This is a genomic window from Hyphomicrobiales bacterium, assembly GCA_016710435.1.
Taxonomy (GTDB): Bacteria; Pseudomonadota; Alphaproteobacteria; order Rhizobiales; family Aestuariivirgaceae; genus Aestuariivirga.
Window position 1 is genome coordinate 1 of record JADJVV010000003.1, and the last position, 21,077, is coordinate 21,077.

27 protein-coding genes are annotated in these 21,077 nt (G+C 63.0%); 24 read left to right on the forward strand and 3 right to left on the reverse strand.

Annotated features, from left to right (window positions below):
• The 4 genes from IPM06_16910 to IPM06_16925 form a co-directional block, all read left to right on the forward strand.
• The coding region (locus IPM06_16910) for a hypothetical protein (protein ID MBK8772085.1) at nucleotides 1-157 on the forward strand (157 nt) is incomplete at its 5' end.
• The gene (locus tag IPM06_16915; protein ID MBK8772086.1) at nucleotides 154-393 is read left to right on the forward strand and encodes a hypothetical protein; all 240 of its coding nucleotides are present in this window, start codon (nucleotides 154-156) and stop codon (nucleotides 391-393) included. The genes IPM06_16910 and IPM06_16915, both read left to right, overlap by 4 nt.
• A 555-nt stretch (nucleotides 394-948) precedes the next feature.
• The gene (locus IPM06_16920; protein MBK8772087.1) at nucleotides 949-1,236 is read left to right on the forward strand and encodes a hypothetical protein; all 288 of its coding nucleotides are present in this window, start codon (nucleotides 949-951) and stop codon (nucleotides 1,234-1,236) included.
• 172 nt (nucleotides 1,237-1,408) lie between these two features.
• The gene (locus IPM06_16925) at nucleotides 1,409-1,816 is read left to right on the forward strand and encodes a hypothetical protein (GenBank protein MBK8772088.1); all 408 of its coding nucleotides are present in this window, start codon (nucleotides 1,409-1,411) and stop codon (nucleotides 1,814-1,816) included.
• On the opposite strand, the gene IPM06_16930 is transcribed toward IPM06_16925, so the two are convergent.
• Nucleotides 1,770-2,546: a hypothetical protein gene (locus IPM06_16930; GenBank protein MBK8772089.1), complete on the reverse strand. Its 777-nt coding sequence runs from the start codon at nucleotides 2,544-2,546 to the stop codon at nucleotides 1,770-1,772. The genes IPM06_16925 and IPM06_16930 overlap by 47 nt on opposite strands.
• On the opposite strand from IPM06_16930, the gene IPM06_16935 reads away from it, so the two are divergent.
• The 7 genes from IPM06_16935 to IPM06_16965 all read left to right on the forward strand — a co-directional run bounded on the left by IPM06_16935 (nucleotide 2,491) and on the right by IPM06_16965 (nucleotide 7,210).
• A complete protein-coding gene (locus IPM06_16935) occupies nucleotides 2,491-2,973 on the forward strand; it encodes a N4-gp56 family major capsid protein (GenBank protein ID MBK8772090.1) in 483 nt (160 codons plus the stop codon). The genes IPM06_16930 and IPM06_16935 overlap by 56 nt on opposite strands.
• A 55-nt stretch (nucleotides 2,974-3,028) precedes the next feature.
• Nucleotides 3,029-3,460, forward strand: a complete 432-nt coding sequence (locus IPM06_16940) for a hypothetical protein (protein ID MBK8772091.1) — start codon at nucleotides 3,029-3,031, stop codon at nucleotides 3,458-3,460.
• 324 nt (nucleotides 3,461-3,784) lie between these two features.
• Nucleotides 3,785-4,312 carry a hypothetical protein gene (locus tag IPM06_16945; protein ID MBK8772092.1) on the forward strand — a complete coding sequence of 176 codons (528 nt, stop codon included), beginning with the start codon at nucleotides 3,785-3,787 and terminating at the stop codon, nucleotides 4,310-4,312.
• 9 nt (nucleotides 4,313-4,321) lie between these two features.
• Nucleotides 4,322-5,095 carry a hypothetical protein gene (locus tag IPM06_16950; GenBank protein MBK8772093.1) on the forward strand — a complete coding sequence of 258 codons (774 nt, stop codon included), beginning with the start codon at nucleotides 4,322-4,324 and terminating at the stop codon, nucleotides 5,093-5,095.
• Nucleotides 5,096-5,097: 2 nt separating this feature from the next.
• A complete protein-coding gene (locus IPM06_16955) occupies nucleotides 5,098-5,352 on the forward strand; it encodes a hypothetical protein (GenBank protein MBK8772094.1) in 255 nt (84 codons plus the stop codon).
• A 145-nt stretch (nucleotides 5,353-5,497) separates the two neighbouring features.
• Nucleotides 5,498-6,349: a hypothetical protein gene (locus tag IPM06_16960; GenBank protein MBK8772095.1), complete on the forward strand. Its 852-nt coding sequence runs from the start codon at nucleotides 5,498-5,500 to the stop codon at nucleotides 6,347-6,349.
• 48 nt (nucleotides 6,350-6,397) lie between these two features.
• Nucleotides 6,398-7,210: a hypothetical protein gene (locus IPM06_16965; protein ID MBK8772096.1), complete on the forward strand. Its 813-nt coding sequence runs from the start codon at nucleotides 6,398-6,400 to the stop codon at nucleotides 7,208-7,210.
• 348 nt (nucleotides 7,211-7,558) lie between these two features.
• Here IPM06_16965 and IPM06_16970 read toward each other — a convergent pair whose 3' ends face one another.
• The gene (locus IPM06_16970) at nucleotides 7,559-8,053 is read right to left on the reverse strand and encodes a hypothetical protein (GenBank protein MBK8772097.1); all 495 of its coding nucleotides are present in this window, start codon (nucleotides 8,051-8,053) and stop codon (nucleotides 7,559-7,561) included.
• Between the two features lie 292 nt (nucleotides 8,054-8,345).
• Here IPM06_16970 and IPM06_16975 point away from each other — a divergent pair, with 292 nt between their 5' ends.
• From IPM06_16975 to IPM06_17010, 8 genes are all read left to right on the forward strand, one after another.
• Entirely contained in the window at nucleotides 8,346-9,182 is an 837-nt protein-coding gene (locus IPM06_16975; GenBank protein MBK8772098.1) for a hypothetical protein, read from the forward strand.
• Nucleotides 9,183-9,190: 8 nt separating this feature from the next.
• Entirely contained in the window at nucleotides 9,191-9,832 is a 642-nt protein-coding gene (locus IPM06_16980) for a hypothetical protein (GenBank protein MBK8772099.1), read from the forward strand.
• An 83-nt stretch (nucleotides 9,833-9,915) separates the two neighbouring features.
• Nucleotides 9,916-11,205 (forward strand): hypothetical protein, encoded by a 1,290-nt coding sequence (locus IPM06_16985; protein ID MBK8772100.1) that lies wholly within the window; start codon nucleotides 9,916-9,918, stop codon nucleotides 11,203-11,205.
• Nucleotides 11,206-11,260: 55 nt separating this feature from the next.
• Complete coding sequence (locus tag IPM06_16990) at nucleotides 11,261-11,515, forward strand: hypothetical protein (GenBank protein ID MBK8772101.1); 255 nt, start codon at nucleotides 11,261-11,263, stop codon at nucleotides 11,513-11,515.
• A gap of 48 nt (nucleotides 11,516-11,563) precedes the next feature.
• The gene (locus tag IPM06_16995) at nucleotides 11,564-11,836 is read left to right on the forward strand and encodes a hypothetical protein (protein MBK8772102.1); all 273 of its coding nucleotides are present in this window, start codon (nucleotides 11,564-11,566) and stop codon (nucleotides 11,834-11,836) included.
• Between the two features lie 146 nt (nucleotides 11,837-11,982).
• Nucleotides 11,983-13,371: a hypothetical protein gene (locus tag IPM06_17000; protein MBK8772103.1), complete on the forward strand. Its 1,389-nt coding sequence runs from the start codon at nucleotides 11,983-11,985 to the stop codon at nucleotides 13,369-13,371.
• An 11-nt stretch (nucleotides 13,372-13,382) separates the two neighbouring features.
• A complete protein-coding gene (locus IPM06_17005) occupies nucleotides 13,383-13,703 on the forward strand; it encodes a hypothetical protein (protein ID MBK8772104.1) in 321 nt (106 codons plus the stop codon).
• A 93-nt stretch (nucleotides 13,704-13,796) separates the two neighbouring features.
• Nucleotides 13,797-14,213 carry a hypothetical protein gene (locus IPM06_17010; GenBank protein ID MBK8772105.1) on the forward strand — a complete coding sequence of 139 codons (417 nt, stop codon included), beginning with the start codon at nucleotides 13,797-13,799 and terminating at the stop codon, nucleotides 14,211-14,213.
• 171 nt (nucleotides 14,214-14,384) lie between these two features.
• On the opposite strand, the gene IPM06_17015 is transcribed toward IPM06_17010, so the two are convergent.
• Nucleotides 14,385-14,675: a hypothetical protein gene (locus tag IPM06_17015; GenBank protein MBK8772106.1), complete on the reverse strand. Its 291-nt coding sequence runs from the start codon at nucleotides 14,673-14,675 to the stop codon at nucleotides 14,385-14,387.
• Nucleotides 14,676-14,681: 6 nt separating this feature from the next.
• Between IPM06_17015 and IPM06_17020 the strand changes: the two genes are divergently transcribed.
• The 5 genes from IPM06_17020 to IPM06_17040 all read left to right on the forward strand — a co-directional run bounded on the left by IPM06_17020 (nucleotide 14,682) and on the right by IPM06_17040 (nucleotide 21,037).
• Nucleotides 14,682-15,704: a hypothetical protein gene (locus tag IPM06_17020; protein MBK8772107.1), complete on the forward strand. Its 1,023-nt coding sequence runs from the start codon at nucleotides 14,682-14,684 to the stop codon at nucleotides 15,702-15,704.
• 129 nt (nucleotides 15,705-15,833) lie between these two features.
• Nucleotides 15,834-19,523, forward strand: a complete 3,690-nt coding sequence (locus IPM06_17025; protein MBK8772108.1) for a hypothetical protein — start codon at nucleotides 15,834-15,836, stop codon at nucleotides 19,521-19,523.
• A complete protein-coding gene (locus tag IPM06_17030; protein ID MBK8772109.1) occupies nucleotides 19,520-20,587 on the forward strand; it encodes a hypothetical protein in 1,068 nt (355 codons plus the stop codon). The genes IPM06_17025 and IPM06_17030 overlap by 4 nt, the downstream gene beginning before the upstream one ends.
• Nucleotides 20,566-20,724: a hypothetical protein gene (locus IPM06_17035; GenBank protein ID MBK8772110.1), complete on the forward strand. Its 159-nt coding sequence runs from the start codon at nucleotides 20,566-20,568 to the stop codon at nucleotides 20,722-20,724. Before IPM06_17030 ends, IPM06_17035 begins: the two co-directional genes overlap by 22 nt.
• A 46-nt stretch (nucleotides 20,725-20,770) precedes the next feature.
• Complete coding sequence (locus tag IPM06_17040) at nucleotides 20,771-21,037, forward strand: hypothetical protein (GenBank protein MBK8772111.1); 267 nt, start codon at nucleotides 20,771-20,773, stop codon at nucleotides 21,035-21,037.
• The last annotated feature ends 40 nt before the right edge of the window (nucleotides 21,038-21,077 follow it).

Below are 21,077 nucleotides of genomic sequence, written 5' to 3' on the forward strand. Positions count from 1 at the left end.
CAACAAGCACAGCGTCGACCGGCCAAAAACGCTGGTGGCGGCGCATGCAGCCGACACGGGACGGCAGGTCGGGCACGCGCAGGCCTTGACGGCGGCACACGGCGCCGATACGGCGCGGCAGGTGGCGAGCAGGTCGACGACAGGGGCGGCGACATGAGCGTGATCAGGCAGGAACAGCACAAGACCGAGCTGAACATTTTCCAGTGCCGGAACGAAGGAGGTCTGCAAGCCATGCGCGATTGGCTGTACGCGCGGCAGGCTCGCATCAATACGGAGTGGGTCGGCATGGTCGGCGACGATTTGATCCGAGAACAAGGCGAGGCGCGCGTCGTGGCCCGGCTGATAAAGTTGATCGACGACGGCCCCGCCATCAAACAACTACAAGGAGCATGACATGGCAACCGAGAACGATGATTTTGACGCCGCATTTGCGGAGGTCGTGGCGGCAATGGATGCAGCCCCCGCGCCGGCACCATCACCTGAGCCCGCGCCGGCACCTGAGCCCGCGCCGATCGAAACACCGGCACCAGTCGAAGCGCCGGCACCGGAGGCCGCCCCTGAGCTGGTCGAAACGCCGGCGTCAGTAACACCCCCGCCGCCGGTACCTGCCCCCGCACCCGACCGGCACAAGCAGAAACGCCGGAAGCGGGGGCGGGGCGCGGGAAGACACGGAGAGCATCACGCCCTACGCGCCGACCAGGGACTGAAGTCGCGGACCTGGAGCAGTTCAGGAAGGAGTTCCCGAGCGAGGCCAGGCCGTCGACGCCCGCCTCAAATTCGATCGACCGCGACATAAACGCCGGCGCAGTCTAAGGCCGTGCAGAAGTTCGCCGAGCAGATGGAAGCCCGGCTGGCGCCAGTCGAGAACACAGTGACGACATCAGCCAGCCAGGCCCACGTCGCCGCCCTGCACGCCGCGCACGGCGAGCTACGACCGTGATCGCGAAGGTGCCCGCGTGGATCAAGACGCTGCCGGCGTACGCGCAGCCTGGCGCGCAGGCGGTGTACGACCGCGGTACGACGCAGGACGTGATTGCACTGGTGAACGATTACAAGCGGTCGGCGGGCATCACTACCCCGGCGGCACCGGCGCCAACGCCCGTTCCGAAGCCGCCTCCTGCTGGAGCCGAAGACCTGACGCCGGTCGGCTCGCGGCGCGTCGCCGTGACGCCGAGGCTTCCGGACCCCAATGACTTCGCGGGGGCTTTCGCCGGGGCCGTGGCGGCCATGAAGTAACCCTGCACAAAAAGGTAAAGGTGGAATACTGGTTATATGAATGATCAGACCCTAACCTAACGCAGGAGATCTCCCGTGGCGCTTACCATCCCTTGACCGGAAAAGACATTACCGCAGCGACTCGTTGACCCCGAGGTAAAACGGCTTCTGCGCCAAGTGCTCGCCGGCACCGATGCAACTCGAAGCTGGGTCATCACTTCGGTACCGGCACCGTGTATCGATCCAGTGTCACAAAGACAACGGACTCATTACCACCACGATCCTCATCGATCTCACGGGCACGGCGTCATCCACTACTGACCTCGACATCATCAGCGTCGGCACCAGTCCGGCGCACATCAGTCAGGTCTCCGTCGCCCCCAGCGGCACGCTACTCAGCGGCAGAATGACCTGCCTTGAAGTCCCCGCCGGCGGCGTCGCCGACATCGACCTGTATTCCGCCACCGAAGGCACCGGCGTGTTCGACGGCGGCGTCACCGCCCTCACCGAGACCGCGCTGATCACTGCTGGCGGCAACTGGACTCTGGCTTTGGTTAAGGCGATTGCTCAGCCGGCCGCGACGAGCCAGTATCTGTACTGACCGGCGGCGCCCGCCAGCTTTTACCGCCACGTACACAGCCGGCAAGTTCCTGATCGAGCTGCAAGGATACGACGCCTAAGACCGACCGCATCATGCCGATTCCATAGGTGAGCCGGCAGAGGACGCTAACAACACCCAAACTCACCGAAAGGAAACACCATGACCACCGCTCTCTGACGTCCGGCGACATCTCCAATCGCACGGCAGCGTATGCCATTGCCCCCCCCTCCTGAGGCGCCACGACGCCGACATGGTTCTGGAGAAGTTCGGCCAGACGTTCGTGATGCCTACCAATTCGACGAACGTCGCCAAGTTCCGGCGCTACGAAGCCCTGCCGTTGGCTACCACGGCCCGCTCGTCGAAAGGCGTGACGCCCAGCGGCACCAAGCCGACCATCACTGACTACGGCCACGCTGGAGGAATTCGGCGACTTCATCCCGTATTCGGCTTCATGCAGGACACCCACGAAGATCCGCTGCTCAAGGTTTTCGTCGCTGTGCATGCAGCAGGCGGCTGGACAGTCGAGACGCTGCGCTGGAACAAGATCAAGGCCGGCACGCAGGTCGGCTACGCCAACGGCGGCATCACGACCGTCAATACGCCGATCACCCTGGCTGCGCAGCGCACGGCGACCGCCGCCCTGCTGCGCCAGCGGCAAATACATCAACGAGGTCGTGTCGTCCAGCCCGGACTTCCGCACGGAACCCGTCGAGGCCGGCTTCGTCGCCATCCATCACCCCGACGTGACCAACGACATCCGCAACATGCAGGGCTACATCCCGGCCAAGCAGTACGCCCGGGCAGACCAAGCTGTTCCCTGGCGAGCACGGCCCCGTCGAGGACGTGCGGTACTGCCGCAGCGTGTTGTTCTGCCGTACCTCGGCGCGACCGGCGTGTACGGCGGCGCCTCGACCACGATGCGCAACACCGGCGGCTTCGCCGACGTGTATCCGGTCATCTACATGGGCAAGGACTTCTATGGCATCGTGCCGCTGAAGGGGTCGAACGCCATGTCGCTGATCGCCCACAACCCTGGCTCGTCCGGCACCGCCGACCCGCTGAACCAGCGCGGCACGCTGGGTTGGAAGTGCGCACAAACATCGTTGATTTTGAACGATTTGTGGGGGTATCGTCTTATGGTGGCCGTCACGCTGTAATCCACCCTGCACGGGGCTTCGGCCCCGGCGTCGAACCAACTTTTAGGAGATTCACATGGCCACACCCACCAATCTGTCCAACATCAACGGCGGCCCCGTCCAGCGCACGCAGGGTTCGATCAGCGGCACCTACACGGCGGCTTCCGACGTGTCCACCACGAACAACGCCTCAATCGCCGCCGGCGTGATGACGCTGACGCTGGGCTTCGTCCCGACGTACTTCAAGATCACCAACATCACCGACCGCATCACCCAGGAGTGGTACAAGGGCATGAACTCCGGCGACTACCTCGAAACCGTCGCCGCCGGAACTCGCACCCTTGAGACCGACGACAAGATCGTCGTCGCTACCCGCACCGGCGCCGGTGGCTCTGTCAGCCAGTCCGGCGGCTCGGCCGACACGTCGCCGAGCGGCGTCGTGACCGTCACGTTTGACTCCGGCATCTGCACGGACAACGATACGGTAGTGTGGTTGGCCGAAGGCTAAACCATGTCCGATACCTACCGCGTCTCGATCGAACGTCTGGAGAACGGGTTTGAAGTAACCGTGCCAGACGTTCCCCGCGATCGAGGCGGCGAAAAAGGCGGCGAAGAAGAGTAGTGGTAAGGGCGGCGCAGAGCTGTGCAGCCCCCTACACCGGCAATATGACCAAGAGCTACGCGGCGGCGACGGTGCCGGACGTGATCAAGATCATCGAGGCTGCGCTCAAGAGCGTCCCGCAGCAAGAGTTTGAAAGTGCGTTTGCCGAGGCCTCACGCATGGCGAACGAAGAAGATTGACTCCACACACCTAAAAACAGGAGCCTGAATCATGAGCAAACTGAACGACAAATTCACCGGTGCGCCGGAAGCCGACGAGACTGAAGCCCAGCGCGTCGCCCGCCTCCGCATCAAAGCCGAAACGCAGGCCGCGCAGGAGTTCGACGAGGACGCCGTCTACGCCAAGTTCCTCGCCGAGGCCCGCGACAAGCGTATGAAGGTGCTGTCTGGCGACGACGTCGAGTTGCCCACCGACACGCGCGGTTTCCCGCTGGATTACGACAAGATTGAGATCTTCCGCGGCCAGAACAAGCAGGACCTGCCCTACGTGCCGCTGTCGTTGGGGGCCTGTATCAAAAGTCCTCGCGGCAGGGAAGTGATTGTCCCGCACGCCTTCGTGGAAGACTGCCTGGCGTTATGTGTCGAAGATATAACGATCCAGAGCCAGGGCGGGTACGTCACGCGACCAGTACAGCGCTTCCCATATTCCGTCAAGGGCAAGGCTACGCCGGAAGAGTACAAGGCGTTCCAGGAGCGCGAGAAGGATCAGGCGTTGCGCGAGACCGCTCTGGCGGCGTAAGGAGCTGTTATGACGCTTGAGGATATGCTGGCGTACTGTGCGTCGGAAGTCCTCGACGACCGTACGGAACTCGTGGAAGGCGACAACGACGACTTGTGGTCGGATGCGTTTTTGTGTCGCCAGTTCAACGAAGCCGCCAGAATCCTCGCAAGACGCGCGTGGGCAATCGTCGAGTACGGCGTCGCGCCGGCCGGCATCATAACGCTGCGCACCGGCGTGTCGTTGTACCATCTCCATCCCAGTGTTCTAAGAGTTTTCGACAGCACGCCGGCAAACCAGACCGCCGTTCTTGGCCGCACGGAAGACGCGCAGCTTCGCGACACGAGCCTGGGAACCCCATACCCCGGTGACGTGTTCAACGCCGTCGAGTACGGCATGGCAGCCAGCTTGGCCGGCGGCTTCGCCACGCTGTCTGGCGCCCCCTTCGCGATCGCCTCTGATGCGGGGTCGCGCACCGTCCGCGTGTTTCCGCCACCCACGTCGGCCCAGAACGGCCTACGTGTAGCGATGAAGGTGGCGCGGCTGCCGATCAACGAACTCACGCTTGACGACGTCGAAGCCGAGCCAGAGGTTCCCGCCGAATTCCACCTGCAACTCTGCGAATTCGCCGCAGGCAAGGCCCTTACTTTACCCAATGTGGATGCCGACCAGAAGGTAGAAGGACGACGCCTGCTGACCGCGTTCGACGAAGTGGTGCGGCAGGCCCGGCAGGAACGCCAGCGGGCCGAAGCCAGTACCTATCGGTGGGGATTCAGTAGCGCCACCGCAACGCTGGGGCGCTAGTGGTGGACAACAGCAACGCGGCGCCGCCAGACCCCAAGGAGGGCCTGTTCGCCTTCGACAACTTCCGCGGCCTGCGGAACACAGTCGGTGCCGACGCGTTCGCGCCCGGCGACCTGACGGCGGCGCTGAACGTGGACATCGACGACGCCCTTGGCATCGGTCGTCGTCGCGGCTTCTCGACCGTCGTCACCGCCTCTGTCGACCGCGACGTGTGGGCGAACGACGGCGTATGCCTGGTGTCGGCGGCGACGCCCTGAAGTTGATCAACCCCGACTACACCACGACGACGCTGCGCGCCGGCCTGACGCCGGGCAGGCCGCTTGCCTACGAGATGGTGGGCCAGCGTGTGTTCTGGTCGAATGGCGTCGAGAGCGGCGTCGTGCAAAACGGCGCCAGCCGATCTTGGGGCTCGCCGTGCCCGGCTGGCCGGCAGCCGCTGCTGTCGGCGGCGACCTGCTGGCGGGGCTGTACCAGTACGCCGTGACGTACCTCCGCAGCGACGGTCAGGAGAGCAGCGCCAGGATAGCCGGCACGATCACGCTGGGCTCTACCGGCGGCGTATCGCTGTCATCGGTGCCGGTCTCTGCCGACCCCACGGTAGCGCTCAAGGCCATCTACGCGACTTCGGTAGGCGGCGAGACCCTGTACCAGGTCGGCATCATACCGAACGCCCAAACCACATTCTTGATCGACACGATCCGGCCGGGCGCGTCGCCGCTGATCACGCAGTTCCTCCAGCCGCCACCACCGGGCGACGTCATCGCGAACTACAACGGCAACCTGCTTGTCGCGGCAGCCGACTACGTGTATCCGAGCGAGCCCTACTCGCCCGAGTTGTTCGACTTCCGCAAGTCCGTGCCGTTCGGCGGCGACGTCACCATGCTGGCCCCCATGCCGGACGGCAGCGGCATGTATGTGGGGACGTCGGGCCGCCTGATCTGGATACAGGGGGACTCTCCCGACGCGTGGCGGTACCAGGAGATCGCCCAGTACGGCGTGATCCCCGGCACCCTGGCGTACGGCGACAGCAACCTGCTGGGGCAGGGCGGCACCGTTGGTAAAGTCGCGTTCTTCGCCACGCAGCGAGGCCTGTGCGTCGGCAAGCCGGGCGGGCAGGTGCTCAACCTGACCGAAGACCGGTTCGCCTACCCTATCCAACCTCGTGGCGCCGGCGTAGCCCGCCGGCATCGTGGCATCGGGCAATACGTCTGCACTATGCAGGGCGCCGAGACCGCCGGCAACGTGGTGGCGTGATACACTGAATCAATACACCCCAACACACATCTAAAAGGAGTAATTATTATGGCGCTACGTTTCTCTCCCGCCCTCCAGAATTTCATCGCGTCTACCGGTTCATGGAAGGACGCCCTAGATGGGGGCATAATCGAAGTCTATACGGGCTCGCAGCCAGCCACTCCTGATCTCGCGGTCACCGGCACGCTGCTCGTCACCTTCACATCTAGTGGTGACGCGTTCACCCCCGAAACCCGAGCGCTGGGCGTCCTGACGCTGTCCGGTACGGGGGCCGGGTCTGTCGACACCCTCACGCTGCTCGGCAAGGAACTCATGGGTAGCTCGACGGCGTACAACACATCTCTGATTCAGACGGCGGCCGACGTATGCCTCAAGATCAACCGCAACCCCAAGAACAAGTGGGTAACGGCGACGAACAGCGGCACGGCAGTCATCACGCTTACCGCCGTGCCGGGGCTCGGCGCGCTCCTGAACTCCGCCGCGCTGACGATCACATCGACTACGCTGACCTCTGCCGTCACCAGTACGACATTCGGCTCCGGCACCGGCGGCGGCACAGCTGGCGTGGATGCGGTCAACGGGCTCAAGATGGACTACAACGCCGCCGCCGGCCTGATCACCAAGGACGTGACGCAGACATGGTCTGGCACGGCAGTAGCAGTCGGCACGCAGACTGCCGGGTGGTTCCGAGTCAAGGGGTCCGTGTCTGACGCCGGCGCACTGGATTCGGGTGCCGTGTACCTTCGCATGGATGGTGCCGTGGCCACGTCTGGAGCTCAGATGAATATGAGTTCCACCAGCATCACGTACGGCGCCGTGCAGACCCTGAGCGCGTTCAACTTCACCGTTCCCGCGGCATAATTCTTCCTACCCTGCCTAAGACAAGGCGGGGGTAAGGAGCGTGCGTCATGTCTGACCAATTTGTAGCCTGTACGTTTGGCGGATCTGGAGCGGCCACATCGCCTGACGGCATAACGTGGACCGCGCGATCCATGCCGTCTTCCGCGAATTGGCAGGTGATATCGCGCAACGCGTCTGTATATTGCGCCATAGCGGTGGTCAGCGGCACCTGCGCTACTTCACCCGATGGCATAACGTGGACTGCGCAGTCCATGCCGTCTTCCTCGAATTGGCGGTCGATAGCATGGAACGGGTCGGTGTTCTGCGCCGTAGCAGACACCACGATCGCGGCTACATCTCCGGACGGCATCACCTGGACTGCCCAGACGCTACCGTCATCTGGCACCGGATATCGCTGGCGTGGAACGGGACGGTGTTCTGTGCCATAGCGTACGGCGGCACGGCGGCAGCCACATCCGCTAACGGGGCTAGTTGGACCTCAAGGACGCTGCCGGCATCAGCGAATTGGCGTGAGATAGCGTGGAACGGCTCAGTGTTCTGTGCCATAGCGTACGGCAGTGCCAATGCCGCCACATCGCCCGACGGCATAACATGGACACTTAGAACGCTTCCGTCATCGACTAACTGGGTCGACATTGCATGGAACGGCTCGGTGTTCTGTGCGATATCGGAGACCGGCACGACCGCAGCCACGTCTCCAGACGGCATCACTTGGACGCCGCGAACGCTGGCAGTAAGCGGATGCAATTCTATAGCCTGGAACGGGTCGGTGTTCTGCGCTGTAGCAGGCACCACGAACGCCAATACGTCTCCGGACGGCATCACCTGGACAGCGCGTTCCATGCCATCATCTGGCACCTGGCAAGGCGCGATAGGGACCATGCCCTACCTTATAGGTGCAGCGCTAGGGTCGGTAGGAGTATCTGCAACTTCACCCACACTAGATACCGGGTCGAATGGTGTCGATGTATCGTCGGCGGCGCCAATACTGGGCATCACACATCTCCCAACTACCGAGGTAGAGTGCGCGGCTCCGGCACCCATCTTGTATGCCGAATCACTTGTTGGGGCTGACGTGACGGTAGATATCGCCGCCCCAGCCACCCAAGTTGAGATCGGGTGGGCGAGCATAGACTTGGCGGCACCAGCACCAACGTTTGACACTACGCTCCTAGTAGGGGGGGTCGTCACAGTCACCGCAGTCGCGGCGACACCGCTCCTGTCGACCGACGCCATCAACCCCGCCATCATCACGGCGGACATGGCGGCGCTGCCGCCGCAGTTGAGCGCCGCCATAGCAGCTGGCAACGTAATCGAGGCGGCGCTGCTTGCCCGCGCCCCGACGCTGCAAGCCCAGGCGCTGACTGGCGCGGTTGGGGCGCTGATCCTCGGCGCCGCCACACCTATCATGGCGGCAGCCGGATATCCGGCGTACATAGTCATGGCATCCGTCGTCGCGTCGCCGCCGTACCTCAGCGCGACAGTAGTGGCGGCGCTATCGGCGAACTATCGCACGTGGGCGCTGAACACGCGCCGCGGTGCGCTCACGGAGTACAACGCCTTCGAGTTCAACAGTTATGCCGTGTTCAATGGCAAGGTTGTCGCCGCTGGCCCGGCGGGGCTTGTCGAGATCGGGCTACAGAGCGACGACGCCGGCGTGCCGATCAACAGCACAGTGACTACTGGGCAGGAGTCGTTCGGCTCGTCGGAGCACAAGCGTGTGCCGCGCGCGTACACCAGTTACAGCACGGACGGCGACATGAGGTTCTCCACGATCACAACCGAGGGCGGCACGCGAACCTACGCGCTCGACTGGAACCACCTGCATGGCATACAGCAGCGCCGCGTGCCGGTCGGCAAGGGGCCGAAATCACGTTTCTGGCAGTTCTCGGTGACCAACGTGGGTGGCGCCGACTTCTCGCTGAACGACGTGCTCGTGATGCCGACCAAGCTCCGCCGCCGGGTGATGTAGCAGGCGGCATGGGAAACGTACGGCTACGACTGATCTGCGCGAAAGAGGACGCCGACGAGGCTGCGCAGGCGCACGCGCTCACCAAGAATATACGAATCGGCGAGCGCAAGGCGTTGCTGATCAACGATAAAGTATGCATCATCACTAGGAGCGCCGCGGAGAAGAGGGTCATCGTGGTTTCGGGCGGGTTCGACTTCACGTTCAATCCAGTAGCGTCCGCGTTACCTCCTGATCCAGACGATGTACGGGAGAACTACAGGAACGGAGTAAGCGGGGTCAGAGTTACTGAGTCCACCGCTGACGAACACCCGCTGCTGTCTGTAGGCGATCGGCTGCCAGGCAGATTGGTCATGCACGCGACGATAAACAAGGACACCGATGTGGTCGCATACACACCCCAGTTGGGCGTATGCGGGACGAGTACGTGGTACGGCGATTCGCCGAACGTGATAAGTTGGCACGGCATAGGAAGTATGGATGCGTGCGGAAACGACTACAGGGAGTTCTCGACCTCGGCGGCCGGCACGTTCTACACACAATTGGCATACGAGCGCACGTACTACCCGCGGCGGTCAGAAGCATATACTGCCCCGATAGCGCGTTTCATTTGTTTGGAGATCGGTACTTCACTGTCACCGAGCCAGAATTAGGGTATGGCAGTCACTGCGCCGTCTACCGTAATGGCAAGCGCGTGGCGGTGGTGCCGTGGCCCGTGACAGCCGCATGCGAGGTCATGGTCGACGACAAGCCGCGCCTGCGCGTGCTGTGCGTGCGGTGGTTCGTTGACCCCATACAGACGAATCTAGTGCAGGGTAATCCAGACCTGTTCTTCGAGGCATACAGCTTCACCGGGTTCTATCTGTATGACGAGCGCGAGGATGGAACGTTCGACGTAAAGATTATCGAAGTGCCATACATCAACCCGAGCACGCTGTCTAACGAGTCGATTCTCGCCCAAGCCCCACATTTCAGTGCTGACGGCTCGGTGTGCGCCGGCATTCTGGAAACCGGGCTGGGGGCTGCGACCAGCAAGTATTATTGGCAGGACTTCGGCAGCAAGAACGTGCATGCGGCGGTAGCCTATGTGTTCAGCATCGACTGCGCGACGGCAGTATGTACTCTGGCGCAACCGGCATGCGTAGCCAAGATCCAGCGTGACGCCGCCGCGGCTGTGGATTCTAGGTACGAGCACGTCGAAACGAAGCAGACGCTGTGCGTGTACCCTACCGCCGGCGGGCAGTTCACGACGATGATCCGCACCGACAGCAAAACAGTTACCAAGAGTCACGCGGACTCGGAGGCCACGCAATATGCGAATGACGAATACGTATGGCGCGGCGGTACTGAAGCCATAGCGAGGGCGGCTAATATTCAGACAGTAATAGATATTACAGCCGCATGTCTACCACTATTGCAGGCGTGGTACTTGGCTGAGAATGGGGCTCCGGTTACTAGCAATCAGTACGTGTCATTCCAAAGCTACGGGAATAGTTATCTCGACCCTGACCTAGATCATACATATAGCGAGTACACCTACCCGGGGTCTTCAGGTGTACAGGCGCCTCTGTGGTCTGTCGGACTACTGAACGGGGATCTGTATTCGCCCGCAGCGTACACATCTGCATACTTGGCCGATCTTTTGGAGCGCTATCAGGTTGTTTATGGGAACATTACTCCCGATCAAGATGGGGTTATATTCAATGTTAATGGGCAAGCAACCTATAGAACGCAGACAACGGTGCGCACTCAGGATATAGGCATTGATGGTGCATCGATAGTAAGCGGGGCGGAAACCAGCGTTGACGTAACCGCCGGTCGGGATGTCGGTTTTGCAGGGCCTGGGCTGGTGTTCAGGTATATCAATCAGGAATTCTTTTTCGACGGTAAGAAGTGGCCGAAATGTGTACTTTCAGTGGATCGTACTCTCGGGTGGAGTAGAGCCTACCCGGCTTCAAATACCACGGCGGCGCCGATGGACAAAGTTAGGGTGGCGGCGGCGGATATGCGGAAGGGGCGGCAGTAATAAAGAACAACACGCAGAACACCTACCTGTTCCACGGGGTCAGGAACACGCAGATATGAGCTACGCAGTCGATATCGAGGAGTATTGGATGCTGGACTTCCAGCAACTGCCGGGGTGCCGACTGAACGCGAGCACGCTGCGTTTCTTCGCCAGGCACGCCGACATGCCGTGGTACTTCATCGGCAGGCCGACGACAGTGAACCGGCTGGTGCTCACGCGCACTGAAGTAGACCTGCCAGACGTCACGGATGGCGTGCCGGCGCCTAACAAGGCTGACACCGCCATGGCCTTTGTGACTCGAAAACTATGATACTATGTAGCATAGGCCATAGGAGTCTTACTACATGAATCGGGGTGCATGATGGCATTTGCTGAGGATCTTGCCGCCCAGCAGGCGGTTGTTGCGGACTTCACTGAGCAGGCGCAAAGCTATCTGGATTCCCTTCTGGAAGCCACGGAAGTTAGCTTCTCGAATGGGTTCAATATTGACTCCATTCTCCCAGATGCGTACAACTACGCCACTGTCCCCCACATCAATGACTCTACAGCAGGTAGGATTCAATCCGAACATCGCGATCGTGTCAGCTGCGGTGCCCACGCCCCCGACGTTGTCGTTCTCGACCGTCGCTGATGTCGCCGTGCCTGATCTGACAGCGGTTCCGCCGACGCTGAACTTCCCCGCTGTCCCTAGTTCTAACCTCCCGAATTCCCCGAATGCCGCGCCGAGTTTCACGTCGCCGACGATACCTACTGCGCCGCTGCTCAATCTCCCCCGCAGTGCCGACGTTTGCCGCGCTGGCACTGCCTGATCCGCCGTCTATAGCGCTGCCGTCGTTCAGCGCGATCCCCCCGCTGGATGACTTGGTCGCCCCGACCGCGCAGTTCCAGTTCGCGGAGGCCGCCTACGATTCCATCCTGCTCGACCCCCTGAAAGCCATCCTCCTCGACAACCTGGTCAATGGCGGCTACGGCATCGAGACTGCCGACGAGATCGCGCTGTTCAATCGCGCCCGCGACCGCGAGGTCGAGGCGATGATGTCGAGGATCAGCGACGCCGGCCGCGCTATGGCCGCGCGCGGCTTCCCGCTGCCGCCCGGAGAGCTGAGCGTCTACGTCGACCGCGCGTATCAGGAGATGCAGGATAATGTGTCGTCGGTGTCGCGAGACATCACGCTGGAACGCTCGAAGCTGTTCGTCGAGAACCGCCAGTTCACGATCCGCGAAGTCAAGGAAGTCGAGCAGATGCTCATCAACTTCCACAACGCCGTGCAGGAGCGCGCCCTGAATGTGGCCCGGCTGACAATAGAGTTCTCCGTTGCCATATTCAAGGCTCTCGTGGAGCGGTACAGTGCTCGCGTGAACGCCTACCGCGTGGAAGCCGAAGTGTTTGCCGACAAGATCCGCGGCGAACTGGCCAAAGCTGAGATATACCGTGCGCAGGTAGAGGCGGTGAACGTCGGCGCGCAACTCCAGCGTAACCAGGTCGAGACGTATCTGGCGCAATTGAAGGGCGTGGAGACGACAGTCGGCATCTTCCGTGTGCAGATGGAGGCCGCGAAGGTGCAGGCGGAGATCGAACGCATCAAACTGGAAGCCTATCGATCGCAGGTCGACACCTACACGGCGCAGGTGCAGGCCAAGGTCGCCGAGTTTGGCATGTACCGGTCGCAGATAGAGGGCGAGACGGCGAAGGTACAGGCATTTGAAGCCCAGGTGCGGGCGTTCGTCGGCCAGGTCGGCGCCGCCGAGATCAAGTCCAAGGTACAGCTCGGCAAACTCCAGCAGGAGACAGAGCAAGCGCGCCTGAAACTGGCGGCGTATCAAGGGCAGTTGGAGCAGTACAAAGTCGATATAGACCGCCAGATCCAGTCCGGTCGGCTACAGATCGAGTATTTCAATGGGATAGTTGGCGCCACCAAGGTGTACAATGAAGGAATTCTCGGGCGCAGCGCGTTGCAGCAGGAAGTGCTGAAGTCGACAACCCAGCAGAATATCCAGATCAGTGAGATGACGATTGCCGACGCCCGCGCAAAACTGGAAGCTGCTGTGGCGGCGCTCAAATTCAGGACGGAAGGCGCGCACTACGCCAGTGAGAAGTTTTATGCAATCCTAACCCAGTTGATGGGGTCGATAGGCACGCTCTCGGTTGCGATGCAGTCAACGTAAAAGGAACGATCATGGCTACAGGATATGGCGCGACCGCGGGATACGATTACCGCGACTACTATGGCAATTCCCCCGAAGTTCCGCCGGAGCAGAGGGTCACGTTGAAGAACATATTCGGCGCGCTAGGCGGGAACACGGCGCCGGTCAGCTCGCAGTCTACGGACGCCGGGGATAAGATGCGCGCGCTTCTTGGGTTGGCCCCGCTTACTGCCCCGACTGCGGCGCAAGCCGACGTGCGCAAATTGGATAACGCGATCGATGCGAGCAGCCCAGAGATGGTGAACTTCGGGGCTGTACGCGCCTACTGCTCCGGCCGCCGCGATAGCAGGTAACTCGGCCCCGTACGGGATGACACCAGTAGATACGGGCGTCACAACCGCAGGGCCGAACGGCCCCGTGACTCGCTTCACAGGCGCTGCGGCCTGATGCAGAGCGGGCGAAAGGATATCGCGGCCAGCCTGGCTCCGAGGACGAACGCCCCGGCCGCCGCCTCGCGGTTTCAAGCTGCCCCCGGCAGCCTGGCGTCATTCTTCGGCGCCGCGATGAACATGAAACGGGATGCGGCTACAGCTTCGGCAGTGCAGGCGCTGGGGATGAAATTGCCGGAGATCATGAAGATGGGCGCCGAGACGGCGAAATTGACGGAACTTAACCGGATCGCTGCTGCGGAACCCGATCTCGAAAAGCGCCGGCTGATCCTGTCGGGTCTACAAGCCTCAGCAGACCGCATTAAAATACCGCTGGCGAATCAGCCTACCATTGGTGCCGACAAGAACATGGTCATAGTCGAGGACGGGGGTGCCCAGATCTGTTCCGATCAGACAGCAGGGGGCCTTCAGTAAGGGGTCTGATGGGAGAATATACCTGATGGGTACGGACGGCAAGCCGCTGCGTGAGGCGACTGAAGACGAGCGCACGAGGATGGCAAAGAGTTTGGCAGAGCAGGGCGGCACGCGGGGCTAGGTGCTGAGTACATGGCTGCCCCGATTACATACACCCCGGTTGGCGACCTTCTAATCGACCAACTGGTCGAGCCGCCACCGCAGCCCGGCCCGTTCAGGCGCGGCCTGAAGACGGGCGTCGCCGACCTCAAGTCGATCGGCGGCGGCGTTCTCCAGTACGCCGGTCGCGGGCTCGGCGCCAAGCCGCTGGAAGACTACGGCGCCGGCGTCGTGGAGAGCGCCGCCGCCGAGGCCGCGCCGTACCGCATGCAGGTCGAGGATGTCGGCACCGCGTTCGATCAGGGAGTCGGGCCGGGGCTCGGCGCGGCGGCTGATCTGGTCAAGTACACGGTCGGCAACCAACTGCCGATGTTGGCTACAACCGTCGCGGGTGGCGTAGGCGGCAGGCTGGCGGCTGGCGCGCTGGGGGCCACGCGGGCGGCTGCGGGCGTCAGCGCCGCAGAGAAGGCTGCCGCCGTAGCCAAGACTGCCGCCGGCGTAGCGACGCCGGGAGAGGCGGCCATAGCGTCGGCTGTGAAGGCGGCCGACCTCGGCACCGGGCTCGGTCTCGGCGCCTCGGCTGTCGGCATGGAACTCGGGCAGATCGCTCCCGAAGGACTGAAGCCCGAGAATAACGCCTCGATGCTCCAGATGGCTACGGGCGCGCTCGCCGCCGGCGCCCTCGACACCATGGTTCCCGTGTACCTCGCCCGCCAGATGGGGCTGATGGGTGCCGCCCAGCGCGCGCTGACCCCGCGTGCCGCCGGCATCGGTGCCGTTGCCAAGGATGTAGGCGTCGGCGCCGCCAGGGCCGGCGCGTTCGAGGCCGGGCAGGAGACCGCGCAGTCGGCGATCGAACGCGCGTCAGCTAACCAGCCGCTGTCCGGGCCGGAAGCCAGCAGCGATTACCTGAACTCCGGCGTGATGGGCGCCATCATGGGCGTCCTGACCGGCGGCATCGCAGGCGGCGTAAACAGCATGCAGCGTCCGGTAGCCGGAGCGGAGCCCGTCGTGGCGCCACCCACGGAGCCGGCGGCACCCGCCGCCACAGAACCGGCACCGGCGCCCCCCACCCCCGAAGCCATGCACGCCGACCTCGTGGCGCAGCACGCCGCCGCGACGGAACAACTGACGTCGCTGGGGCAGGCCGTAACGCAGGCCCAGCAACAGCACGACGCGCTGGTGGCTGCCCGCGCCGAGTTGGACAACGAGTCCAAGTTGGAGCCCGGCCAGCGGCGCACCAAGAGCGAACTCACGGTAGCCAAGAAGGCGGCGACGGCGCAGATCAAGGCCGCGCGAGCACAGATCGAGGAACTCGGCGGCCAGGTGTTCGCTGCCAGGAACATGGTGGACGCGCTGACTCCACAGATAGAGACTGCACGACAAGCCTAACCCAGGGCGCAAGGAGATACCAATGGCCTGCAAATCGAAGGGCAAGCGCCCGCCCAAGAAGTAACACCACTGACCTTCCCCACCATCGACTATCCCGGCGCCCCGACGCCGTACGAGCGCACGGGCACGGTGCCCGACCTGGTACAGCCGGAGATCGCCGCTCGCGCCGCGCCGCTGGGCTCCGACACCATCGCCGACCCGAACCTGCCGGCGCCGGCTGAGGCCGAGCAGGTCGACCGCGCCGTGAAGGGCGTCCACGCGCTGTTCCGTGAGCAGGGCATGCCGCTCACCACGACTGAGGAGAGCCTCGCCACGCCGCCGCTGACTCGCCGCGAAGTAGCGCTTGCCAGAGTCGAGCAGCGCGCGCCGCGAGAGGCCGTCAAGAACGAGGCCGCCGCACAGATGGCAGCCGTCGAAGAGAACGCCATGGCGGTGATCGAGCCGCTGGCCGCGACGATGGCGGCAACCAAGACGAAGACCCCCAAGGGGCAGGCCAAGGTCGCCGCCAAGTTCGCCAAGGCGATGCGCGGCGTCGTTCAAGAGGCAGCGAAGCAGGGGTCAATCGAGGCGGCGCAGCAGTACGTCACCAAGAACCTGCCGGCCGCGTTGAAGGGCCTCGGCGTGACCGCCGACGCCGTCGACATGGCCAAGGCCGTGAACGCCGGCGTCGGGCTGGCGCGGACTCAGTTCTCGAAGGGGGCGACAGAGGACTATGCCGCTAACTTAGCGTTCTATCTTCAGGAGAAAACTGGATCTGTCTTGGGCAAGTGGCGAGGCAAGATGAGCGCGTCTGAGCAACGGAAGTTGTTCGGGCGGTTCATTGGTAAGGGCGATATCATCATAGACGGACAGATGGAAACGGTAGCGAATAGGGTTCGCGTCGCGTTTGGTCAGGACTATGACGACAGGAATGTAACGAGCTGGCGGGATCTCAACCTCCCCACACAAGCACCTTCCGAATCCCGCGCCGCCCTAACCCAAGACGAGTTCGAGGCCCTATCCCCAGCAGCCAAGACGGCGGCGCTGGACGCCTACACGCAGGCCATGCGCGCCAAGGGCACGGCGCTGCTCGCCCGGCTGCTCGGTCTCATCGGCGACCGGCCTGAACTTACGGTGTCGACCTTTGCCGCCGCGCCGGGTGGTCACATCGGCTCCTACACGCGCGTCGGCCCGCTCAAGGCAGTCATCAGCATGGCGACCAACGCCAAGGAGGGGCTGAGCGTAGCCGACCACGAGGGTTACCACTTCGCCGAGGACTGGCTGCTGACTGGCGGCGAGAAGAAGGTTGTCGCCAACGCGCTGCGCGACGGCAAGCCGCTGTTCGAGCAACTGAAGCAGAGGCTCCAGCAGTACGACCGCGAGAACGGCACCCGGCTGACCGACGAAGTCACTGGCGTCCCGGCCGAGGCGCGGGCCTACGCCTTCGAGTTCTGGCGGCGCGGTGAGTTCAAGGCTGACGGCGCGCTCGCCCGCGCCTGGCAGAAGATCAAGCAGTTCTTCGAGCGCGTCGCCAACGCCGTCAACGGGCTCGGGTTCCAGTCGATCGAAGACGTGTTCGCGGCGCTGGCTAGCGGCCAGATGGCGGAACGCGAGATGGTGGCGCCAGAGGGTCGGGCGGCGTACGAGTCGCGGGCGGCTGACTACCTCCAGAGCCCGGAGTTTCGCCGGTGGTTCGGCGACAGCAAAGTGGTGGATGCCGAGGGTAAGCCGTTGGTGGTGTATCACTCCGGCATGTTCGACGAGGCCGACGACGGAGTCCCGCGTATCAACGGAGAGGGGTTCCACTTCGGCACGAAGGCGGCCGCAGAGATGCGGGACAGCGGCAAGCGAGTTGACGATTTCATAAAGGCTGCGGTCATCGAGAAGGGGGAAGACATGCAAGGGAACCCCGCATGGTTTTGGAGTAGTGGGGGCCTAGATTCATTCGACCTGATAAACGAGGACGGATACTCGACCGAAGCCGAAGCCGAGCAGCACATGAAACTCATGGCTACGCAGTATGCAGAAGATGCGGATTCGGAGCCTATGCCTGTGACACAGGCGTATCTATCGCTCCAGAACCCGAAGCGTGTGAAAGACCAAGGCGAGGATTGGACTGCGGCCGTAGCGAAGGCCAAGGCGCAGGGGTACGACGGCATCGTGTATCGCAACGAGTTCGAGGACAAAGGCAAGGACAGTTACATCGTGTTCAGCCCGACCCAGATCAAGTCGGTGAACAACGTCGGCACCTTCGACCCCAACAATCCTGACATCAGGTTCTCGGCAGCCGGTGTTGCGCCTTCACTCAGCCGGCGTGAGTACAGCGTCGCTACCAAGCCAGATAGCATTAAGAAACTGATCGATGATTTCAAGGGCGGTGAATTGTTTGCTAAGACGCCGCTGAGTATTGTGCAGGCTTCGATGCTGCCCATGCTCAAGCACGATCAAATTAGCGTGGTGGTTGTTAAGGCGCTTCCCATCAATGTGGTGAACATCCTTACCGACCATAAACTCACGCCCGAGCAGGTCGTAAGCGATCCGCGCATGGTCAGTGAGGCGCTCCCCGCTGATCTCCGTGCGTCTGTAGCGAGCGGGTTCGGCAACGCGCTTATGGAGATTAGAACACAGCTTGGAACAGCACTTGATGCGGTACTGTCGACCGGGCGAGACAACGAAATTCTTCCCGCATTGCGCGCACGTGATCTCAGCGCCCAAGAAGTTGTGCGCCTTCTTCCCCCGCTTCGCGACGCTGATCTTGGCGCGGATATCGGCGGAGTTAGTCGCGCATCTCCGGCTACAAAATCGGCCATGCCCGCGGGCGATGTAACAGGGGTAAGTAATGAATTCAGTATCGCAGACCTCGCACTTGCGTTGGATAGACATAAGGCGCTCCGAGAGGGTTATCCAACCAACTATAACAAAAATGATGCAGGTACGCAAGCCTTGTTCTCCCGCGCCGCCGTCGAGATGCGCAACCGCATGGCTGGCGGCGAGCTGGAGGCCGTGCAGATCGGCGAGCAGTACGCGCGACTGGTGGAGAACGCGAAGGCCCCCAGCGACCTGCTGACGCGCCTGCTCGGCGTCGCCAAAGATGACATCGTCGGCGGCATCGGCAGGTGGTGGACGAACAACGTGTCGACGCCGAACTTTATCTCGGCGTCGTCGCGGGGCTTCAAGAACGTCTACCAGGCGTTCAACACGTACAGTCGCTACCGCAAGATACTCGGCGAGCAACTGGTGCGCGAACGCGTCCCCGACTGGTACCGGGCGTCCGATGCCGACCGCAAGGCAGCATTCGATGTCATGCTGACGCGCACGCTGGAGAAGTATTCGACGTCGTCGCAGGAACTCGCCGACCTGCTCAACACGCTGACGCCGGCGCAGCGCAAGCTGTACGACCAGGCTACCGGCATGATCGCCGCCGTGCTGCGGCGCCAGTTCGACAGCCAGAAGGAAACACGTAGGCGCCAACTAGGTGCCGAAGCCTACGAGAAGTGGCTGGCCAGCCGACAGGAGCAGATGACGGCGCTACTCGACCAGGGCTACGTGCCGCTGCGCCGGTACGGCGACTACAGCGTCGAGGTCTACATGGAGGCGCCGGACGGCAAGCGGGTCAAGGCTGGCCTGGGGTTCTTCAACTCGCCGAGTCAGGCGAAGACGGCGGCCCTCGCCTACGCCAAGGAGATCGAACGCTCGGGCGTCGCGCTGAAGGTCGAGATGGGCAGGCGCAGCAGAACGAACGCGATACCGGCGTCTCGCTTGAGCAGTTCCTGGGCACGCTGCGCAGGCAGGGCATCGACATCTCGCAGGCCGAACGCGAGCGCCTGGTCGTCGCCATGACGAACGCCGACTCGCTGGTGAGCACGCAGATGATGCGCCGCGAGGGCCTGGCCGGGTTCTCCCGCGACAGCATGCGCGTGCTCCACGAGTTCGGCGTCAACACGACGAGTGAGATCGCCTACGCGCGCTTCGCGCCGGTGCTCGACGCCGCCCTTGACGGTGCCGAAGTAGCCGCCGACATCGACGCCGTGACCAGCGAGCCCGTCATCACTGTCGGCGAGTCGTTTGGCAGGCGTGAGGACGGCGTGCCGCACAACCTGTGGGAGCAGGACGGCCCCATGTCGGGGTTCTACCGCGACCGCGCCAACGCCATGGCGGATACCACACTGGTACCGGACAGGCAGAGCGAGTGGGCTACCAAGATGCGCACGGCCGGCGTCATGTACTTCATCGGCGGCTCCATCTCCGGCGCCGCCGTGAACACGCTGTCGATCCCCATGGTGCTGACGCCCTACCTGCCGACGCACACCGACTACCTGAACGCCACCATGACGTCGCTGAAGACGAGGAAGGACTCGTGGCAGCACTACAACGTCTTGCGCGACATGGACAAGATGAAGAACCCCCGACCCAGAGACGGCGGCCCGGCTGGACGCCGCCGGCATCGGCAAGGAGATGCGCGCCGCCATCGTCGCGGCGGCAGATCATATTTCGACACCGAGATCCCACATGATGCTCGGCATCTCGCAGGGCTCCTGTACTCCCAGAGTCGCAACGTCCAGCGCGCCGCCGAAGTCTGGATGACGCCGTTCCGAGTCGCCGAGCAGACCAACCGACTGGCGTCGTTCATGGCGGCCTACAGGATCGCCACGACGGGCGGCGGCGTCAGGCAGGCGGACGGCACCTTCAAGAAACTCTCGGGGCAGGAACTGTTCCGCTTCGCCAACGAGACGGTGGATCAGACGCAAAATAATTACAACGTCAATAATCGCCCCGGCATAATGAACAACCCGCTCAGCGCCCTGATGTTCCAGTTCAAGTCGTTCCCGCTGTTCATCATCGAAGCCGCGGCGCTGATGTATAAGGTGAGCCGAAGAGCGCCATGTACATGCTGCTCGGGCTGACGGCGATGGCCGGCGTGCAGGGCCTGCCGTTCGCCGAGGAGATCCTGAACCTTGTCGACGTGATCTCGCAGCAACTTTTCAACTCGCCATTCAACAGCCGCCGCGCCGTGCCGCAACGCCATCAAGTCGGCATCTGACGCCATCGGCGCCGCCGACCTGTCCGACGCCGTCATGCGGGGCCTCGTGAACGAGGTCACCGGCGTCGGCGTGGCGACGCGCGTGTCGTCGGGCTTCATCCCCGGCACGCGCATCGGCGCCGCCGACGCCGACAAGGGCCGCGTGCTCGCCGAGATCGCCGGTGCCCCGTTCTCGATGCTGCACGACGCGCTGAGCAACGCCGGCCCGCTCGTCAGCGCGGCGGCGGGCGGCGACTGGCGGCGGGCGGCGGACGCCCTGCGCGCCGGCGGCCCGATCGCCGCCCGTAACCTGGTCAGGCGCCGAGCAGCTTAGTTCCGGATACGCATCTAACTCCAAGGGACGGAAAGTAGTT

Excerpts from the sequence above, each read along its gene's own strand:
- IPM06_16915 (MBK8772086.1), top strand. The coding sequence starts at position 154 with ATGAGCGTGATCAGGCAGGAACAGCACAAGACCGAGCTGAACATTTTC.
- IPM06_16925 (MBK8772088.1), top strand. The coding sequence starts at position 1,409 with ATGCAACTCGAAGCTGGGTCATCACTTCGGTACCGGCACCGTGTATCG.
- IPM06_16930 (MBK8772089.1), bottom strand. The coding sequence starts at position 2,546 with ATGGCGACGAAGCCGGCCTCGACGGGTTCCGTGCGGAAGTCCGGGCTG.
- IPM06_16940 (MBK8772091.1), top strand. The coding sequence starts at position 3,029 with ATGGCCACACCCACCAATCTGTCCAACATCAACGGCGGCCCCGTCCAG.
- IPM06_16945 (MBK8772092.1), top strand. The coding sequence starts at position 3,785 with ATGAGCAAACTGAACGACAAATTCACCGGTGCGCCGGAAGCCGACGAG.
- IPM06_16950 (MBK8772093.1), top strand. The coding sequence starts at position 4,322 with ATGACGCTTGAGGATATGCTGGCGTACTGTGCGTCGGAAGTCCTCGAC.
- IPM06_16965 (MBK8772096.1), top strand. The coding sequence starts at position 6,398 with ATGGCGCTACGTTTCTCTCCCGCCCTCCAGAATTTCATCGCGTCTACC.
- IPM06_16970 (MBK8772097.1), bottom strand. The coding sequence starts at position 8,053 with ATGGAACGCGCTGTCCAGGTGATGCCGTCCGGAGACGTATTGGCGTTC.
- IPM06_16980 (MBK8772099.1), top strand. The coding sequence starts at position 9,191 with ATGGGAAACGTACGGCTACGACTGATCTGCGCGAAAGAGGACGCCGAC.
- IPM06_16985 (MBK8772100.1), top strand. The coding sequence starts at position 9,916 with ATGGTCGACGACAAGCCGCGCCTGCGCGTGCTGTGCGTGCGGTGGTTC.
- IPM06_16990 (MBK8772101.1), top strand. The coding sequence starts at position 11,261 with ATGAGCTACGCAGTCGATATCGAGGAGTATTGGATGCTGGACTTCCAG.
- IPM06_16995 (MBK8772102.1), top strand. The coding sequence starts at position 11,564 with ATGATGGCATTTGCTGAGGATCTTGCCGCCCAGCAGGCGGTTGTTGCG.
- IPM06_17005 (MBK8772104.1), top strand. The coding sequence starts at position 13,383 with ATGGCTACAGGATATGGCGCGACCGCGGGATACGATTACCGCGACTAC.
- IPM06_17010 (MBK8772105.1), top strand. The coding sequence starts at position 13,797 with ATGCAGAGCGGGCGAAAGGATATCGCGGCCAGCCTGGCTCCGAGGACG.
- IPM06_17020 (MBK8772107.1), top strand. The coding sequence starts at position 14,682 with ATGTTGGCTACAACCGTCGCGGGTGGCGTAGGCGGCAGGCTGGCGGCT.
- IPM06_17030 (MBK8772109.1), top strand. The coding sequence starts at position 19,520 with ATGACGAACGCCGACTCGCTGGTGAGCACGCAGATGATGCGCCGCGAG.
- IPM06_17035 (MBK8772110.1), top strand. The coding sequence starts at position 20,566 with ATGTACATGCTGCTCGGGCTGACGGCGATGGCCGGCGTGCAGGGCCTG.